Genomic DNA, 17,563 nt, shown 5'->3' with positions numbered 1-17,563 from the left:
CGGTGAGCGGCCCCGCCGCGACGAGCGCGGTGCCGACGGGATGGCGGGCGCGGTTCGATCCACGGCCCGCGCTCGTGCGCGTCGGCGAGTCCGGCACGGCGATCGTGCAGATCGTGGTCGCCGCCACCGGGGCCTACGCCTTCGCCCACGTCGTCCTCGGGCATCCGGCGCCGCTTCTCGCGGCGACCGTCACCGTGTCGAGCCTCGGGCTCGTCCGCGACGCCCGGCCGCGTCGGGTCCTCGAGACGGTGCTCGGGATGCTGGTGGGCATCCTCGTCGCCGAGCTGCTGCTGCTCGTCGCGGGCACCGGCTGGTGGCAGCTCGGGCTCACCCTCGGGCTCACGCTGGTGGTCGCGCGGTTCCTGTCGCCACAGGCGAGCTTCGCGATCGCGGCGGCGATCCAGTCGCTCATCGTCATGGTGATCCCGGCGACCGCGCCGTTCCTGAGGCTCGTCGACGGCATCGTGGGCGGGGTGGCGGCGCTGCTGGTGACGGCGCTGATCCCGCGGAACCCGCTGCGCGCCGCGCTGCGCGACGGACGCAAGCTCTTCGGGGCGATGGAGAGCGCCTCGGCGGCGATCACGCAGGCGCTGCGCCGAGGAGACCGACTGCGCGCCGAGCGCGGCCTCGAGAAGGCCCGGGCGCTGCAGCCGCTGCTCGACGACTGGAAGTCCTCTCTCGAATCGGGGCGGGCGATCGCGCGCATCTCGCCCTTTCTGCGGCGCCAGCGGAGTGAGCTCGCGCGCCACGAGCGCATCCGCGAATCGGTCGACCTCGCCACGCGCAACCTCCGCGTGGTGGCGCGGCGCGCGGTCTACCTGTGCGACGACGGCGCCCCGCGCCCGGTGGCCGCCGACGTGCTCGCCGAGATCGTGCGCGGCGCGGGGTTCGTGGCGGACTCGCTCGACGACCTCACGTTCGAGCCCGCGGCCCGCGCGGCGCTGGTGGCCGTCGCCGCTCGCCTGGACCCGTCGACGCTCGTCCCCGGCACATCGCTGGGCGACCAGAACCTCATCGCGGCGATGCGGCCCCTCGTGGTCGATCTGCTCACCGCCACCGGCATGTCCGCCGGGGACTCCCGCGCCGCCGTCCCGCGCATCTAGCGCGCGGCAACGAGGTCGCCTGACCTCCCGGGGATCTCGTCGAGGGAGTGATACACCGGGATGCCGCGGTCCTGCGCGATCGCGACATCCTGATCCGCTCCGCGCGAGTCACCCGGCAGGCGCAGTACCGCATCGCAGTGCTCGAGGAGGCGGGCGGCGGTGGGGTACATGACCTCCGCGGCCAGTGGATCGGCCGGGCCGCTTGCCCCGGCGCTGGCCAGCACCGGCAGCGCCACCCATTCGCCGATCATGGGCACGTGGCCGGCCTGGAAGATCGGCCAGGCGGCCTCTTCGAGCCGCCGGAGGTTCCGGGCCATCAGCTCAGGGTCGCCATCGGTGCCGGACGCGTAGGGGCCGGCGATCAGAATCAGCAGAGATGTGCTCATAAACATGCATAATAGAGCAAGAACGTGCAACAACAGGAAAGGACCGAGATGCTGGCGGCCGCACGCAAGGACCTGCTTCTGGACCGGCTGCGAGCGGACGGGCGCATCGTCGCCAAGGAGATCGCCGCCGAACTCGGACTCTCCGAAGACAGCATCCGCCGAGATCTGCGGGAGCTCGACGCCGCCGGACTCGCCGTCCGCGTCTACGGCGGTGCGCTTCCCGCCTCGCCGGCTGTCGTCGACTACTCCGCGCGCCGAGCCGTCGCGCCCGACAGCAAGCGGCGCGTCGCCGCAGCGGCTGTTGCGCTGATCGAGCCCGGGGCCACCGTCATCCTCGACGGCGGGACGACGGCGCTCGCGATGACCGACGTGCTCCCGAAGAGCTTCCGGGGCACCATCGTCACGCACAGCCCCACCATCGCCGCCGCTCTGCTCGACCACGACGCCGAGATCTTCCTGATCGGCGGCCGCCTCTTCAAGCACTCCGCCGTCGCCTCGGGTGCTGCCGCGGTCGAATCCGCGAACCGGATCAGTGCGGATCTGTTCTTCCTGGGGGTCACGGGCATCCACGCCACCGCCGGCCTGACCACCGGGGACGCCGAGGAAGCCGCCATGAAGCGCGCCCTCGCGTCGCGCGCCGCCGAGACCTACGTGCTGGGCAGCGAGGAGAAGTTCGGCACCGCATCCCGCTACTCCGTGCTGCCGTTCGACGCCGTCGCCGGCATCATCGCCGACGTTGCGGCCGACGACCCGACCTCGCAGGAGCTGACCGCCGCAGGCGTCTCCCTCGTCCCCTCCCGCTGACCCCGACCTCGAGTGATCGCGGCAGTCAGCGCGGGGCGACCGCCTCCCATGGCAGAGTCAGCTCGCCGAGCCTCCAGCGCGCGCGCTCGCGCAGCGGCCAGCCGGAGCGCGCGAGCGCGCCGAGCGCCGACCGCCACCGCTCCACGGGACCGAAGGGCGACACCGCGGCGGCGCGGTCCCATTCCGCGTCGAGGGCGTTCAGCAGGGCATGCACGCGCTCGCCGGGGACGTTGCGGTGGATGAGAGCCTTGGGGAGCCGCTCCGCGGCGACGGACGGATGCTCCAACCCGGCCAGGCGCAGCGAGATCGTGAACGTCTGGGGCGTGCCCTCGTGGTCGAGCGCGACCCACGTCACGATGCGCCCGAGCTCGTCGCACGTCCCCTCGACGAGGAGGCCGCCCGGCGCGAGCCGTGAGGCCATCGACGCCCAGGCTGGGGCCACTTCGGGCTCGCCGTACTGCCGTAGCACGTTGAACGCCCGGATCACCGCGGGGCGGCGCGCGGCGCCGACGGGCACCTCGAAACCGCCGAGCCCGAACGCGACCCGCGCATCCGGGGCGAACGGTGTCAGCCCCGCGCGCACCGCCGCGAGCTGCTCGTCGGCGCGGGCGACGCGCACCGGGTCGATCTCGAGGCCGAGCACCTCGACGTCGGGCCGGGCGCGGGCCAGACGGGACTGCAGCTCGAGCGCCGTCACGCCGCTGGCGCCGTAGCCGAGGTCGATCACCAGCGGATCGTCCGCGCGCCGCAGCGCCGGGTGCCGTGCGATCCAGCGGTCGATGCGGCGGAGCCGGTTGGTTCCGGTGGTGCCGCGCGTGATGCGACCGACCCTCCGCGCGCCCATGCCCCCATGATGCCAGCCGTCATCGACCGCGGCGGTCCCCGGGGCGCGGATATCATGGGGCGCATGACCGCGCCCTACACCCTGATCCTCCTTCGACACGGCCAGAGCGAATGGAACAAGACGAACCAGTTCACCGGCTGGGTCGACGTCCGCCTCACCGACCAGGGCAAGGCCGAAGCCGCGCGCGGCGGCGAGCTGCTCGCCGAGTCCGGCATCCTTCCCGACGTCCTCCACACCTCGGTGCTCAGCCGCGCCATCCAGACGGCGAACATCGCCCTCGACACCGCCGACCGCCTCTGGATCCCGGTGAAGCGCACATGGCGCCTCAACGAGCGTCACTACGGCGCTCTGCAGGGCAAGGACAAGGCCCAGACGCTCGAGGAGTTCGGCAACGACCAGTTCATGCTGTGGCGCCGCTCCTTCGACGTTCCGCCCCCGCCGCTGCCTGCCGACGACCAGTACAGCCAGGTGGGCGACCCGCGCTACGTCGGCATCGACGGCGAGGTGCCCGACACCGAGTCGCTCAAGATCGTCATCGATCGCATGCTGCCGTACTGGCACAGCGACATCGTGCCCGACCTGCAGGCGGGCAAGACCGTCCTCGTGACGGCCCACGGCAACTCGCTGCGAGGCTTGGTGAAGCACCTCGACGGGATCAGCGACGCCGACATCGCGGAGCTCAACATCCCGACCGGCATTCCGCTGGTCTACCGCCTCGACGAGAACCTGCGCCCCCTGGCGCCGGGCGAGTACCTCGACCCCGAAGCGGCCGCCGCCGGTGCTGCGGCCGTCGCCGCGCAGGGAAAGAAGTAGCGTAACGACGAGAGGACCGGATGCCGCGGCATCCGGTCCTCTCGTCGTGAGTCGGTTCTACGGCTGGGGCTGGATGACGTCCAGGGCGTCGGTCGCGGGCGTCCAGTCGCCGGTCGAGAGGTAGGCGACCTTCTTCGCCACCGAGACGGCGTGGTCTGCGAAGCGCTCGTGGTAACGGCTCGCGAGGGTCGCGTCGACGGTGGCGGATGCCTCGCCCTGCCAGCTGTCGCTGAGCACCTTCTCGAAGACCGACACGTGCAGGTCGTCGATCTCGTCGTCGGCGTTGCGGATCTGCTCGGTCACGGCGAGGTCCTGCGTGCGGAGGAGCTCGGTGAGCTGGCGCGCCACCTCGACATCGAGCTCGCCCATCTTCGTGAACGTGGATTTGAGGCCCTTGGGGATCGCGCGCTCGGGGAACCGCATGCGGGTGAGCTGAGCGATGTGCTCGGCGATGTCGCCCATCCGCTCCAGCGAGGCGCTCATCCGCAGGGCGCTGACGACGATGCGCAGGTCACGGGCGACGGGCTGCTGACGCGCGAGGATCTCGATCGCGAGTTCGTCGAGGGCGACGGCCTTCTCGTCGATGACGGCGTCGTTCTCGATGACCTCCTCGGCCAGCGACACGTCGCTCGTGCTGAACGCACGGGTCGCCTTGTCGATGGCGACCGTGACGAGCTCGGCGATCTCGACGAGACGGCTCTGCACATCCTCGAGCGACTGGTGGAAGACTTCGCGCATGACGCACCTTTCGTGACTCGGGCAGCACCTGCCACCCCGATCCGTGGCGATTGTCGCCAGCGAAGGTTAACGAACGGTGCCACCGCGGTGAATAGTACCCGCCGCGCCCGCAGGACTCCGGTCTCGTGGCGGGCCGGGCCGTCGCGCTCCCTCTACGCTGTGAACATGGATACGACGCAGCTCGCGCTGCTCGCCCTCCTCGCCGGCGTCGTCATCGGGGGCTCCGTCTCCGCGGTCATCGTCACCTCGCTGCGAGCGCGTGATCGTGCCAGGGCGGAGACTTCGCTGGCCATCCCCGAAGGGGTGCGCGAGGTGCTCCACGGCATGGATGATGCCGCGATCGTCATCGATGCCTCGTTCACGGTGCTCGCCGCATCCGCGCCTGCCGCGCCCTTCCACTTCGTCGAGGGGCGCTCCGTGCCCGGCGACGAGCTGCGCGCCGTCGCGCGCGCCGCGCGCGATGCGGACGGCGCCGCGACGGAGACGATCCGCCTCCGGCGCGGCGCCCCGCCTGCGGAGCCGCGCCTCGTGGTCGTGCGGGCGACGCGCATCTCGCCGCGGCTCACGCTGCTGGTGCTGCGCGACATCACCGAGCGCGAGCGCGTCGAGCAGATGCGCCGAGACTTCGTCGCCAATACGAGCCACGAGCTCAAGACTCCGGTGGGCGCGGTGAGCCTGCTCGCCGAGGCGATCGAGTCGGCTGCCGACGATCCGCCCCAGGTGCGCATCTTCGCGGCGCGGCTCACGGCCGAGGCGAACCGTCTCGGCCTGCTGACCTCGCGCATCATGAACCTGTCCCGCCTGCAGTCCTCGGAGGACCTCACCGAGGAGCGCGACGTCTCGATCGACGAGGTCGTCGCGGCGTCGCTCGACGCCCACGCGATCCAGGCCGACTCGGCCGGGGTCGAGGTGGTGCGCGGAGGCACGCGCGGACTGTACGTGCGCGGCGACGCGCAGGTGCTGAGCGAGGCCGTCGGCAACCTCGTCGCCAATGCGATCGCGTACTCGCCCAAGGGCTCCAGCGTCGGCGTGGGCGTCAAACTGGTCGACGGCGTCGTCGAGATCGCCGTGACCGACCGCGGGATCGGCATCGCCGAGGGCGAGCAGGACCGTGTGTTCGAGCGGTTCTACCGCTCCGATCCGGCGCGTGCCCGCCGCACCGGCGGGAGCGGCCTGGGCCTGTCGATCGTCAAGCATGCCGTCCAGCGTCACGGCGGCGAGGTGCGGCTGTGGTCGCGTCCCGGCCGCGGATCGACGTTCACCATCCGACTCCCCGGGACGCCCGCGCCGATCGAGCGGGCCGTGCCCAAGCGCGGCCGCAAGAAGAAGCGCGACGCCGCCGAGGCATCCCGACCCCTTCCCCTGAATGGAGAATCCGCATGACCCGCGTTCTGATCGTCGAGGACGAACCGGACCTCGCCGACCCGCTGGCCTACCTGCTGCGTCGGGAAGGATTCGAGGTCGACATCGCCGAGGACGGCCCCGCCGCGCTCGTGGCCTTCCGGGAGAAGGGTGCCGACATCGTGCTGCTCGATCTCATGCTGCCGGGGATGCCGGGCACCGAGGTGTGCCGTCAGATCCGCGCTTCGTCCTCGGTCCCCGTCATCATGCTGACCGCGAAGGACTCCGAGGTCGACATCGTCGTGGGTCTCGAGCTCGGCGCCGACGACTATGTGACCAAGCCGTACTCCGCGCGCGAGCTGCTCGCCCGCATGCGGGCGGTGCTGCGGCGCTTCGCGCAGGTGGATGCCGACCTCGACGACCGTGTGCTGGAGGGCGGACGCGTCGTGCTCGACATCGACCGTCACACCGTCGCCGTCGAGGGGTCCGAGATCAGCATGCCCCTCAAGGAATTCGAGCTTCTCGAGGTGCTGATGCGCAACGCCGGGCGCGTGCTCACGCGCGGTCAGCTCATCGATCGCGTGTGGGGGAGCGACTACTTCGGCGACACCAAAACGCTCGATGTGCACATCAAGCGCATCCGCTCGCGCATCGAGCTGAGCCCCGGAACCCCGGAGATGCTCGTGACGGTGCGCGGCCTCGGCTATCGCTTCGAGGGCTGAGCCGGAACGACAGAGCCCGCCTCGCGCGAACTGCGCGGGCGGGCTCTGTCGTTCGGACGGTCGTCAGGGGACGAGCGGCGCCAGGTAAGGGAGCGCTCCGTCGAGGACGGGCACCGAGATGAGGTCGCCCTTCTCGTCGCCGGACTGGAAGTAGCCGGGGATGTCGGCGCCGGGAGGCGTGTCGAGGCCTTCGACGAGGATGGGGTCCTCACCGTCGGCTCCGAGGCTGATCGTGGTGCGCGCGGGCACCCGGACGGTGAGGGGGATCGTGGAGGACCCCTCGCCGAGCTCGATGCGCAGGGTGTGGGGCTCGTCGGTGTCGTTGACGATCGCGGCCACGAAGTTGCCCGTGTCGCCGTCGTCGGTCGCCACGATGAACGCGTTGCGCACGTCGAGGGGGCCGGCGTCGTAGACGTTGACGCCCTCGGCAGCCGAGTAGGCGATCGTCGTCGCCTGGGGCGAGATCATGCTGCAGCCCGTCGTGCCGAGAACCAGAGCGGTTGCGACGGCGATCGACGCGAGGTGACGGGGTTTCACGGGTCCTCCCAGGACGGATGACGGCTTCCTCAGCATTCTAGGGGTTCCCTGCGGGTGTCGTGAGGCGCGTCGCCGACGCGTGGACGGCGAACCTTAGCGTATGTCGCCTGTGGTATCCTGGAGGTTGCCGAAAGGACATAACTCCATGCTTTTTGAGGTTGGCGAGACGGTCGTTTACCCCCACCACGGCGCGGCAACGATCATCGAGGTCAAAGACCGGATCATCAAGGGCGAGACGAAGAAGTATCTCAAGCTCAACGTGACCCAGGGCGATCTCATCATCGAGGTCCCTGCAGAGAACGTCGATCTGGTCGGTGTCCGCGACGTCATCGGCAAGGAAGGCCTCGACAAGGTCTTCGAGGTGCTGCGCGCCCCCTTCACGGAAGAGCCCACGAACTGGTCGCGCCGCTACAAGGCGAACCTCGAGAAGCTCGCGTCCGGTGATGTCATCAAGGTGAGCGAGGTCGTGCGCGACCTGTGGCGCCGCGATCAGGACCGCGGCCTGTCCGCTGGTGAGAAGCGGATGCTCGCGAAGGCGAAGCAGATCCTCATCTCCGAGCTCGCGCTCGCCGAGAAGACCGACGAAGAGAAGGCCAGCGTCATCCTCGACGAGGTCCTCGCGTCCTGACGGATGAGCGGGTGCAGCGCACCCGCTAGCGTGGTCGCGTGACCATCGCACCCGTTCCTCGTGTCGGCATCATCGTGGTCGCGGCCGGGTCCGGCACGCGTCTTGGTGCTGGCGCGCCGAAGGGCTTCGTCGGCATCGACGGGCACACCATCCTCCGCCACGCGCTGGAGCGCGTCTTCCGCGCGCCTTCCGCACAGGTGGTGGTCGTCGCGCCGGCAGGTCGCGAGGGCGATGCCCGCAGCGAGGCCCTCGAGGCGGCGGGCGACCGCCGCGACCTGCTGACCGTGGTCGTCGGCGGTGACACGCGCCAGGCGTCCGTCGCCGCCGGACTGCGGGCGCTGTGGGGCGACATCGAGGTCGTGCTCGTGCACGACGCGGCCCGTGCGCTGACCCCTCCCGAGGTGTTCGAGCGCGTGATCGGCGCGATCGACGGCGGACGCGACGGCGCCGTGCCGGTGCTCCCCGTGATCGACACGATCAAACGGGTCGAAGGCGAGGACATCGTCGGCGTGGTCGATCGCTCCGAGCTGGCGGCTGCGCAGACCCCGCAGGGCTTCCGTCGCGAGGTGCTGGATGCCGCCTACCGCGGCGCCTCGCGGGAGTTCACCGACGACGCCGCCCTGGTGGCGGATGCCGGACACACCGTCGCGGCCGTGCCGGGGCATCCGCTCGCCTTCAAGATCACCACCCCGGCGGACCTCGACCGAGCGCGCAGCCTCGTGGCGAACACCCCCATCGCGCCCGTCTCGGCCCGTCTCGAACACGACGTCGCCGTGCCCAGGGTGGGCGTCGGCACCGACGTCCACGCCTTCGGCGGCGATGGCGCGCTGTGGCTCGCGGGGCTGGAATGGGCGGGCGAACCGGCGCTCTCGGGTCACTCCGACGGCGACGCGGTCGCGCACGCCATCGTGGACGCCCTGCTGGCGGCCGCAGGGCTGGGCGACATCGGCACGCTGTTCGGCACCGATCATCCCGAGTACGCCGGCGCGCACGCCGATGTCTTCCTCGCCCGCACCCTGAGCCTTCTCGGCGAAGCCGGATGGCGCGTCGGGAACGTCTCGGTGCAGGTGCAGGCGAATCGTCCGCGGTTCGCCGCGCGTCGCGCCGAGGCGGAATCCGTGCTCTCCGCCGCGCTCGGCGGGGCGCCCGTCTCGGTGTCGGCCACGACGACCGACGGACTCGGGTTCACGGGCCGGGGCGAGGGCGTCGCGGCATTCGCGACGGCGCTCGTCGTGCGGGCCTGATCAGATCTCGCGGGTCATGAAGACCGAGAACGGATCGGGCGCGTAGCCCTCGAACGGCCCGCACTCGACGAACCCCTCGCTCGCGTACAGGCGCTGGGCCGGCACGAACTCCTCGGTCGACCCGGTCTCGAGCCACAGGCTCGTCATTCCGCGCTCGCGCGCCGCGGCGACGATGTGACGCAGCAGCGTCCTGCCCACGCCGGCTCCGAGGAAGCGGTCGTCCACGCGCATCGACTTCAGTTCGCCGCGCGCCGCATCGATCGCCTTGAGCGCGCCGATGCCGGCCAGCTCCCCGTCGATCGACGCCGACCAGAACGAGACCGAGGGATCGCTCAGCGCATCGAGGTCGAGTGCGTGGACGCTCTCGGGCGGAGACGTGTCGTGCATGCCGGCGAGGTGCCGCGCGATGAGGCGCCGCGTCGCCTCGCCGCTGAGGTCGTCCTGCTGGATCTGGATCGTGTTCTGCATGTCGTCAGCAGTGTGCCACGGGCGCGTTGCGCGCGCGTTTCGTCACGCCTCGACGGCGTACGGCTTCGGATCGCGCGGCGCCCGCGATCCCCACGCGAGCAGCGCGAGTCCGGCGCCGAGCACCACGAGCCCGACGATCGCGAGCGCCGAGAGGCGTTCGCCGAGCACGACGATGCCCAGGATGCTGGCCGTCAGCGGTTCGCCGAGGGTCAGCGTGGCGGCGGTCGCGGCGGTGAGCCCGCTCAGCCCCCACGTGAACAGCACGTAGGCGACGGAGATCGTGGCGAGCCCGAGCCAGAGCGCCATCGCGACACCGCTCGGCGTGCCGAGCCAGGACAGATCGACGAAAGGCACGGCGAAGGCGCAGATGAGCGCCGACGAAGCGCCCATCGCGCCGACCACGGTGAACGGGTCCCAGCCTTCGTCGAGCAGACGCCGCTGCGCGTTCGCGATCACCGCGAACGACGCTCCCGCGCCGACGGAGCCGAGCAGGCCGAGCGGATCGGTGCCGCCGGCGGCACCGGCCTCGCCGCCGAACCCGAGCATCACGACGCCGATCGTGGCGAGCGCCGTCGCTCCCATCCATGTGGCGGACGGCATCCGCCTCGTGAGAACCCACTCGAGCAGGCCCGCGAGGATCGGCGCGGAGCCCAGGGCGACGACGGTGCCCACGGCGACGCCGTTGAGCGAGGTCCCCAGGAAGAACAGCGGCTGGTAGATCGAGATGCACGCGCCGGTGAGCACCATCAGCGCGAGGGGGCGGATGCCGAGGCGCGGCGGGGGAGCGGCATCCACCGGCCGTCGCCGCGCATGGCGCGCTGCGAGCAGGAAGGCGATCACCGCGAGTCCCGTGCCGCCGAGCACCATGCGCACTACCCCGATCGAGAGGGGCGTCGTGCCTTCCGGCCCGAGCGCCTGCGACGTGCCGGTCGTGCCGAACAGCACAGCGGCGGCGAGGACGGCGAGAACGTGCAGCACCCTCCAGTTCTACCGCGTCGCCGCACCCGGTTCGCACAGGTGCCCGCCGGTAGGCTGGTGCGGTGACGGTACAGCTCTATGACACCAAGGCGCAGACCCTGCGCGACTTCGTGCCACTCGACCCCGGAAACGTCACGATCTACGTCTGCGGTCCGACGGTGCAGTCGGGTCCGCACATCGGCCACCTGCGCGGTGCCCTGAGCTTCGACATCCTCCGCCGGTGGCTCGCGCACCGCTTCGAGCGCGTGACGTTCGTGCGCAACGTGACCGACATCGACGACAAGGTGCTCGCGAACGCCACCGACGGCGAGCCGTGGTGGGCGCTGGCGTACCGCATGGAGCTCGCCTTCACGCGGGCCTACTCCGCGATCGGCATCCTTCCTCCCACCTACGAGCCGCGGGCGACGGCCTCCATCCCGCAGATGCAGGAGCTCATCGAGCGCCTCATCGCCGCCGGCCACGCGTACGCCGCGGACGCGGTGTCGGATGCCGCGGGCGATGTCTACTTCGACGTGCGTTCGTGGGCCGATTATGGCTCGCTGACCAATCAGTCGCTCGACGCGATGGAGCCGGCAGCGGACGCCGACCCGCGCGGCAAGCGCGACCCGCGGGACTTCGCCCTGTGGAAGGGCGCCAAGCCCGGCGAGCCGACGTCGGCGACGTGGGACTCCCCGTGGGGCCCGGGTCGTCCCGGCTGGCACATCGAGTGCTCCGCGATGTCGCGCCGCTATCTCGGCGCGGAGTTCGACATCCACGGCGGAGGGCTCGACCTGCGCTTCCCGCACCATGAGAACGAGCTTGCCCAGTCCACCGCGGCCGGCGACGCGTTCGCCCGCTACTGGGTGCACAACGGCCTCGTGACGGTGAACGGTCAGAAGATGTCGAAGTCGCTGTTCAACTTCGTGCTGGCGGAGGACGTGCTCGCCGAGCGCGATCCGCTCGTCGTCCGCTACGCGCTCGCCGCCGCGCACTACCGCTCGAACCTCGACATCACCCCGACCACGTTCGACGAGGCCGAGGCGGCACTGGACCGCATCCGCACGTTCCTCGAGCGGGCGCTGCGGGCCGTGCGCACCGGCGACGATGTGCGCATCATGGGGCAGGTGCCCGACCGCTTCGCGACCGCCATGGACGACGACCTCGGGGTCCCGCAGGCGCTCGCCGCGGTGCACGAGCGCGTGCGGGAGGGCAACAGCGCCCTCGATGCGGGGGATCGGGATGCCGTGCTCGCCGCGTTCGCCGATGTGGCGATCATGACCGGAATCCTGGGCCTCGACCCTCTCGACCCGCAGTGGACGCGCGCGGGTGCGTCGGCTGAGGCATCCGCTCTCGACACGCTCGTGCAGACGATGATCGCCCAGCGCGCCGACGCGCGGGCTGCGAAGGACTGGGCGGCGGCCGACCGCATCCGCGACGCGATCGCCGCGGCAGGAATCACGCTGGAAGACAGCGCAGACGGAACACATTGGAGTATCTATGACTAAGCCAGGACGCCCCGGCGCCGCCAAGGGCAAGAAGGGTCCCACGAAGGGGACCGGCGGGAAGAACAAGCGCTCGCTCGAGGGTCGCGGACCGACCCCCAAGGCCGAGGACCGTGCGTGGCACCCCGCGGGCAAGCGCAAGGCCGCGGCCGAGCGGTACGCCGCGGCCGGCGGCAAGGGCAAGCCCGGCTCTTCGGGCGGTGGCCGCGCGCCGCGCGCGAAGAAGGACGAGGACACCGAGACGGTCACCGGCCGCAACTCGGTGCTCGAGGCGCTGCGGGCGAAGATCCCGGCGACGGCGTTCTACATCGCGCAGCGGGTGGAGATGGACGACCGCGTCAAGGAGATGCTGTCGATCGCCACGCACCGTGACATCCCCGTGCTCGAGGTCACGCGTCCCGAGCTCGACCGCATGGCCGGCTTCGACGGGGTGCACCAGGGCGTCGCGCTGAAGGTCCCGCCGTACGAGTACGCCCATCCGCAGGATCTGCTCGAGAGCATCGTCGACTCCGGCGAGACGCCGCTGCTGGTCGCGCTCGACGGCATCACCGACCCTCGCAACCTCGGCGCGATCATCCGCTCGACCGCGGCATTCGGCGGGCAGGGCGTCATCCTCCCGCAGCGCCGGTCGGCGAGTGTCAACTCCGCTGCCTGGAAGACGAGCGCCGGAGCGGCCGCACGCATCCCCGTCGCCATCGCACCCAACCTCACGACGACGCTCAAGGAGTTCAAGAAGCAGGGGGTGTTCGTCCTCGGCCTCGACGGCGGAGGCGACGTCTCGCTTCCCTCGCTCGCACTGGCCGACCGGCCGGTGCTGATCGTGGTCGGCTCCGAGGGCAAGGGCCTCTCACGCCTGGTCACGGAGACGTGCGACCAGGTCGTGTCGATCCCGATCTCCGGCGCCGCCGAGTCGCTCAACGCCGGCATCGCGGCATCCGTCGCGCTGTACCAGGTGGCGACGATGCGAGGCGCGCAGGACTGACCGGATGCCGCCACCCGGCGTATTCATGGGAATGAAGCGCCGCGGAGTCGGCTTGCATCCAGGGCAACCGTCGAAAGGGAGAGCATGGCTCGCATCGCCGTCATCGGAGGAACCGGCTACGCCGGCAGTCACATCGTCAACGAGGCGGTGAGCCGGGGCCACACCGTCGTCTCGGTCGCCCGCTCCGTTCCGGCCGAACGCGTGGAGGGCGCCACGTACGTCGAGGGAACCCTGCTCGACGTGCCCAGCCTGGTCGCCGAGCTCGAAGGCGTCGACGTGCTCGTGTCGACAGTGCCGGCTCGCGGTGACATGGTCGGCCAGGTGCGCTCGAACGTCGCCGAGCTGCTCGCCGAGCTTCCCGCCGACGTGCGCGTCGGCGTGATCGGCGGCGCCGGCGGGAGCCTGATCGCCCCCGGCGGCGAGCGGCTGGTCGATCAGCCCTCGTTCACCGAGGAGTACAAGCCCGAGGCGCTCGAGGCCATCGGGATCCTCGAGGACCTGCAGCAGGGGCCGGCCTCGCGCGACTGGTTCTACGTGCACCCGGCGGGCGGCTTCGGGGCCTGGAACCCGGGCGAGCGCACCGGCAGCTACCGCGACGGCGGAGACGTGCTCGTGACCGACGAGAACGGCGAGTCCTTCATCTCCGGCCCCGACCTGGGCGTTGCGGTGATCGACGAGATCGAGAGCCCGAAGCACTCGCGCGAGCGCTTCACCGTAGGGTACTGACGCCGCACGGACATCACGGAGGCCCGCCCTCGGCTCGTGCCGGGGCGGGTCTTCGCCGTCTCGGTCGAGGGCGTGTCAGACGAGATCGCGCCAGTCGATGTCGTCCTCGTCGTCGTCGTCCACGACGGGCATGCTCGCCGTGATCACCGGCAACGACACCGTCTCGGTGGGCGGTCCCATCAGCGTCGCCTCGTCACGGCGGTGGCGCAGCACGTCGTCGATGTAGCTGGTGAGAACCTCGGCCAGCGGCACCGAGCGTCCGCGTGCCTGCGACATGTACCAGCGGTGCTCGAGCACCTGGTGGAAGACCTCGGCCGGCTCGAGCTTCGCGCGCAGATCCCACGGAACGGACTTGACGACCGGCTCGAAGACGCGGGTGAGCCACTCGTGCGCCACCATCTCCTCGTCGTCGCCGAGCCGCGAGACCCGCGCGCGGAACTCGTCGAGGTCGTTCAGCAGGCGACGCGCCTGGTTCTCCTCGACGTCGAGACCGGTGAGGCGGATGAGTCGCCGCGTGTGGTGACCCGCATCGACCACCTTCGGCTGGATCGAGACGCGCGTGCCGTCCTCGGTCGTCTTGATCGACATCTCGCCGATGTCGAAGCCGAGGTCGTTCAGCCGCTGCACGCGCTCGGTGATGCGCCAGACCTCGTCGGCGGCGAACGTCTCGCGGTCCGTGAGCGCCGCCCACAGCGCGTGATAGGACGACACGATGCCGTCGGCGATCGCGATCGCGTCGACGCCGCCCTCGAGCCGGCCGCCGGCTTCGAGGTCCATGATCTCGCCGGCGATGTTGGTGCGGGCGACGTCGAGATCGTGGGCGCGCTGGCCCGGGGTGAGGCCGCTCTCGTGCAGCTCACCGGTCTCGGCGTCGACCAGGTAGGCGGCGAACGCGCCCGCGTCGCGACGGAAGAGGGTGTTCGACAGTGACACGTCGCCCCAGAAGAAACCGACGTTGTGCAGATTCACGAGGAGCGCCGCGAGCGCGTCGACGAGGCGCGTGGCGGTGTCGGGACGCAGCACCTGAGTGAACAGCGCGCGGTAGGGGAGGGAGAACTTCAGGTGGGCCGTGACGAGCGCCGCGGGGAGGGGGTTGCCCGCGGCATCCGTGCGTCCGGCGATCACCGCGACGCGCTGCACGCACGGCACATCCAGCCGGCTGAGATTGCCGAGCATGTCGTACTCACGACGAGCCATCTGCTCGGTCGTCTCCTTGATGGCGACGACGCGGCCCGAGAGGTTCGCGAAGCGAACCAGATGGCGTGAGATGCCCTTGGGCAGATAGACGATGTTGCTCGACGGCCAGTCTGCGAGCGTGGTCGACCACGGCAGCAGCAGCAGGCCCGCATCGACGCTGCTCGCCGTGATGCTCAACGCGTCCGGCACTGTCACCCCCTGGAAATGCACAACGGCGCGGGGGGATATTCTCCCACCCGCGCCGTTGCGACGGAAACGCGCTTACGCCGAGGCGATGGCCTTGTCGGTCAGGCGCTCGCCCGACTCGACGTCGAACACGTGGACGTGTCCGGGGACCGGAGCCAGGGTCACGGTCTCGCCGGCGTTCGGGTGACGGCGACCGTCGACGCGCGCCACGATGTCGGTGCGCTTGCCGTTGACGTCGGCGTGGCCGTAGAGGTAGCCGTCGGCGCCGAGCTCCTCGACGAGGTCGACGATGACCGAGAGGCCCTTGCCGTCCTCGGGACCGACCACGATGTCTTCGGGGCGGACGCCGATGGTGACCTCGGAGCCGTGTGCCTTGCCCAGGGTGTCGGCCTCGATGGTGACGACCTTGTCGCCGAACTCGACGCCACCCTCGGCGAGGTGCGCCGGGAACAGGTTCATCGCGGGCGAGCCGATGAAGCCGGCCACGAAGACGTTCTTCGGCGTCTCGTACAGGTCGCGCGGGGTGCCGACCTGCTGGAGCAGGCCGTCCTTGAGCACGGCGATGCGGTCGCCCATGGTGAGCGCCTCGGTCTGGTCGTGCGTGACGTAGACCGTGGTGACGCCGAGGCGGCGCTGCAGCGACGCGATCTGGGTGCGGGTCTGGACGCGGAGCTTGGCGTCGAGGTTCGACAGCGGCTCGTCCATGAGGAACACCTGGGGCTGACGCACGATGGCGCGGCCCATCGCGACGCGCTGACGCTGGCCGCCCGAGAGCGCCTTCGGCTTGCGGGTCAGGTACTGCTCGAGGTCGAGCAGCTTGGCGGCCTCGAGGACGCGCGCGGCGCGCTCCTCCTTGCCGATGCCGGCGATCTTGAGCGCGAAGCCCATGTTCTCGGCGACGGTCATGTGCGGGTACAGCGCGTAGTTCTGGAACACCATCGCGATGTCGCGGTCCTTCGGCGGGACGTCGGTGACGTCGCGGTCGCCGATCAGGATGCGGCCGGAGTTGACCTCTTCGAGGCCGGCCAGCATGCGCAGCGACGTGGACTTTCCGCAGCCGGAGGGGCCGACGAGGACGAGGAATTCGCCGTCGGCGACATCCAGGTCGAGCTTGTCCACAGCGGGGCGAGTGCCCCCGGGGTACAGACGGGTTGCGTTGTCAAAGGTGACGGACGCCATGTTCTCTTCTCCTTCACCGGCAGGTACGTGCCGGACGATCCGTAGTGATGGAATGAGCGGGGGCTTGACCCGCACGCCCGCCATCGGGCGCACGACCAGTATGACACGGCTCGCATAGAGCCCTCGTCTGGGCATTTCCCAGGGTGGCTGGCTAGCATCGTCTGCGGCCGTTTCCCCCGGATAGGCCCTGCCGATCCCGGCCCCGCTTCCGTCCCGAGAGGTTCCATGTCGAGCGACGAGTCATCGAACGCCGCTGCTGCCAGCGAGCGGCGAGACGCTGTGCGCGAGAAGGCGCTGCAGGTGCAGGCGCAGCAGTCGCGTGCTCGCCTGATCCGCGGTTCCGTCCTCGCCACCGTGATCGTCGCGTTCGTCGCCGTCGTCGCGGTGGGCGTGACGTGGGCGGTCTCCTCCGCAGCGTCCAAGCCGGTCCTCAGCCCGCAGAACGTGAGCGACGACGGGTTCGTCGTGACGGGCGTGACCGGCGTCGGCCTCCCGGGCGAGGACTCGGGCGGCACCGGCACCGTCGAAGGCGAGACGCCCACGCCCACCCCGACGGCCACACCGACCCCCGAGGCGACTCCGACCGACCAGCCCGTCGTCGACATCCGCGTCTACGTCGACTACCTCTCGACCGGCTCCCGCGACTTCCAGCTCGCCAACGCCCAGCAACTCACGAAGTGGGTGACCGAAGACGCGGTGACCCTCAGCTACTACCCGGTGGCGATGCTCACGTCGAAGTCGAACGGCACGAAGTACTCGCTGCGCGCTGCGAGCGCCGCTGCCTGTGTCGCGACGCACTCGCCCGACTACTTCTTCGCGTACAACAACGCGCTCCTCACCCAGCAGCCCGAGATCGACTCGGACGGCTACACCGACGCCGAGCTGGCCGACCTGGCCATCGCGTCGGGCGCCGTCGGCGCGAAGGTCGTGCGCACGTGCATCGAGGACCAGGACTTCGCCTCGTGGGCCAAGACCGCCACGGAGCGCGCTCTGGACGGGCTGCCCGGCACCGATGACATCGCCCTCACGGGCACGCCGATGATCCTCGTGAACGGCGAGCCCTACGTCGGCGCGCTGAACGACCCCAAGGAGTTCGCGCAGTTCGTGCTCACCGTTGCGAGCGACGCGTACTACGAAGAGACGCCGAGCCCCACTCCCACCCCGACCCCGTAGCCGGTGTCGCCCGGGAGCGGGCGCTCGTCTGTG

19 protein-coding genes are annotated in these 17,563 nt (G+C 70.7%); 11 read left to right on the top strand and 8 right to left on the bottom strand.

Features of this window, described 5'->3' with window-relative positions:
• Positions 1-2: 2 nt before the first annotated feature.
• Positions 3-1,103: an FUSC family protein gene (locus OL358_RS01420; protein ID WP_264708154.1), complete on the top strand. Its 1,101-nt coding sequence runs from the start codon at positions 3-5 to the stop codon at positions 1,101-1,103.
• Here OL358_RS01420 and OL358_RS01415 read toward each other — a convergent pair.
• Positions 1,100-1,489, bottom strand: coding sequence for a DUF4406 domain-containing protein (locus OL358_RS01415; RefSeq protein WP_264708153.1), 390 nt, complete (start codon positions 1,487-1,489; stop codon positions 1,100-1,102). The two genes, OL358_RS01420 and OL358_RS01415, sit on opposite strands and share 4 nt — an antisense overlap.
• A gap of 24 nt (positions 1,490-1,513) precedes the next feature.
• Between OL358_RS01415 and OL358_RS01410 the strand changes: the two genes are divergently transcribed.
• A complete protein-coding gene (locus tag OL358_RS01410) occupies positions 1,514-2,293 on the top strand; it encodes a DeoR/GlpR family DNA-binding transcription regulator (protein ID WP_413631327.1) in 780 nt (259 codons plus the stop codon).
• A gap of 25 nt (positions 2,294-2,318) precedes the next feature.
• Here OL358_RS01410 and OL358_RS01405 read toward each other — a convergent pair whose 3' ends face one another.
• The gene (locus tag OL358_RS01405) at positions 2,319-3,137 is read right to left on the bottom strand and encodes a class I SAM-dependent methyltransferase (protein ID WP_264708152.1); all 819 of its coding nucleotides are present in this window, start codon (positions 3,135-3,137) and stop codon (positions 2,319-2,321) included.
• 63 nt (positions 3,138-3,200) lie between these two features.
• On the opposite strand from OL358_RS01405, the gene OL358_RS01400 reads away from it, so the two are divergent.
• A complete protein-coding gene (locus tag OL358_RS01400; protein WP_264708151.1) occupies positions 3,201-3,950 on the top strand; it encodes a phosphoglyceromutase in 750 nt (249 codons plus the stop codon).
• Between the two features lie 57 nt (positions 3,951-4,007).
• Here the strand turns inward: OL358_RS01400 and phoU are convergent, their stop codons facing one another.
• Positions 4,008-4,688 carry a phosphate signaling complex protein PhoU gene (gene phoU, locus OL358_RS01395; RefSeq protein WP_264708150.1) on the bottom strand — a complete coding sequence of 227 codons (681 nt, stop codon included), beginning with the start codon at positions 4,686-4,688 and terminating at the stop codon, positions 4,008-4,010.
• Positions 4,689-4,853: 165 nt separating this feature from the next.
• Here phoU and OL358_RS01390 point away from each other — a divergent pair, with 165 nt between their 5' ends.
• Positions 4,854-6,071: a sensor histidine kinase gene (locus OL358_RS01390; RefSeq protein WP_264708149.1), complete on the top strand. Its 1,218-nt coding sequence runs from the start codon at positions 4,854-4,856 to the stop codon at positions 6,069-6,071.
• Complete coding sequence (locus OL358_RS01385) at positions 6,068-6,751, top strand: response regulator transcription factor (protein ID WP_264708148.1); 684 nt, start codon at positions 6,068-6,070, stop codon at positions 6,749-6,751. The genes OL358_RS01390 and OL358_RS01385 overlap by 4 nt, the downstream gene beginning before the upstream one ends.
• A gap of 63 nt (positions 6,752-6,814) precedes the next feature.
• On the opposite strand, the gene OL358_RS01380 is transcribed toward OL358_RS01385, so the two are convergent.
• On the bottom strand, positions 6,815-7,288 hold the full coding sequence (locus OL358_RS01380) for a DNA modification methylase (protein ID WP_264708147.1): 474 nt from the start codon (positions 7,286-7,288) through the stop codon (positions 6,815-6,817).
• A 145-nt stretch (positions 7,289-7,433) separates the two neighbouring features.
• Here OL358_RS01380 and OL358_RS01375 point away from each other — a divergent pair, with 145 nt between their 5' ends.
• Positions 7,434-7,916, top strand: a complete 483-nt coding sequence (locus OL358_RS01375; RefSeq protein WP_127476223.1) for a CarD family transcriptional regulator — start codon at positions 7,434-7,436, stop codon at positions 7,914-7,916.
• A 38-nt stretch (positions 7,917-7,954) separates the two neighbouring features.
• On the top strand, positions 7,955-9,160 hold the full coding sequence (gene ispD / locus OL358_RS01370; RefSeq protein ID WP_264708146.1) for a 2-C-methyl-D-erythritol 4-phosphate cytidylyltransferase: 1,206 nt from the start codon (positions 7,955-7,957) through the stop codon (positions 9,158-9,160).
• On the opposite strand, the gene OL358_RS01365 is transcribed toward ispD, so the two are convergent.
• Together OL358_RS01365 and OL358_RS01360 are read right to left on the bottom strand one after the other, a co-directional pair.
• Positions 9,161-9,628, bottom strand: coding sequence for a GNAT family N-acetyltransferase (locus tag OL358_RS01365; RefSeq protein ID WP_264708145.1), 468 nt, complete (start codon positions 9,626-9,628; stop codon positions 9,161-9,163).
• A 42-nt stretch (positions 9,629-9,670) separates the two neighbouring features.
• Positions 9,671-10,606, bottom strand: a complete 936-nt coding sequence (locus OL358_RS01360; protein WP_264708144.1) for a DMT family transporter — start codon at positions 10,604-10,606, stop codon at positions 9,671-9,673.
• Positions 10,607-10,668: 62 nt separating this feature from the next.
• Here OL358_RS01360 and cysS point away from each other — a divergent pair, with 62 nt between their 5' ends.
• The 3 genes from cysS to OL358_RS01345 all read left to right on the top strand — a co-directional run bounded on the left by cysS (position 10,669) and on the right by OL358_RS01345 (position 13,795).
• Positions 10,669-12,090, top strand: a complete 1,422-nt coding sequence (gene cysS / locus OL358_RS01355; protein WP_264708143.1) for a cysteine--tRNA ligase — start codon at positions 10,669-10,671, stop codon at positions 12,088-12,090.
• Entirely contained in the window at positions 12,083-13,069 is a 987-nt protein-coding gene (gene rlmB / locus OL358_RS01350) for a 23S rRNA (guanosine(2251)-2'-O)-methyltransferase RlmB (protein WP_264708142.1), read from the top strand. Before cysS ends, rlmB begins: the two co-directional genes overlap by 8 nt.
• An 84-nt stretch (positions 13,070-13,153) precedes the next feature.
• Entirely contained in the window at positions 13,154-13,795 is a 642-nt protein-coding gene (locus OL358_RS01345; RefSeq protein ID WP_264708141.1) for an NAD(P)-dependent oxidoreductase, read from the top strand.
• Positions 13,796-13,870: 75 nt separating this feature from the next.
• Here OL358_RS01345 and OL358_RS01340 read toward each other — a convergent pair whose 3' ends face one another.
• Both OL358_RS01340 and OL358_RS01335 read right to left on the bottom strand, forming a co-directional pair.
• On the bottom strand, positions 13,871-15,181 hold the full coding sequence (locus OL358_RS01340) for a DUF4032 domain-containing protein (RefSeq protein ID WP_264708140.1): 1,311 nt from the start codon (positions 15,179-15,181) through the stop codon (positions 13,871-13,873).
• Between the two features lie 72 nt (positions 15,182-15,253).
• Complete coding sequence (locus OL358_RS01335) at positions 15,254-16,357, bottom strand: ABC transporter ATP-binding protein (protein WP_264708139.1); 1,104 nt, start codon at positions 16,355-16,357, stop codon at positions 15,254-15,256.
• A 225-nt stretch (positions 16,358-16,582) separates the two neighbouring features.
• On the opposite strand from OL358_RS01335, the gene OL358_RS01330 reads away from it, so the two are divergent.
• Complete coding sequence (locus OL358_RS01330) at positions 16,583-17,530, top strand: DsbA family protein (RefSeq protein ID WP_264708138.1); 948 nt, start codon at positions 16,583-16,585, stop codon at positions 17,528-17,530.
• Positions 17,531-17,563: the final 33 nt, after the last annotated feature.

This window comes from Microbacterium sp. SSM24 (assembly GCF_025989145.1).
GTDB lineage: Bacteria > Actinomycetota > Actinomycetes > Actinomycetales > Microbacteriaceae > Microbacterium.
This window is presented reverse-complemented; position numbering and strand designations above follow the sequence as displayed.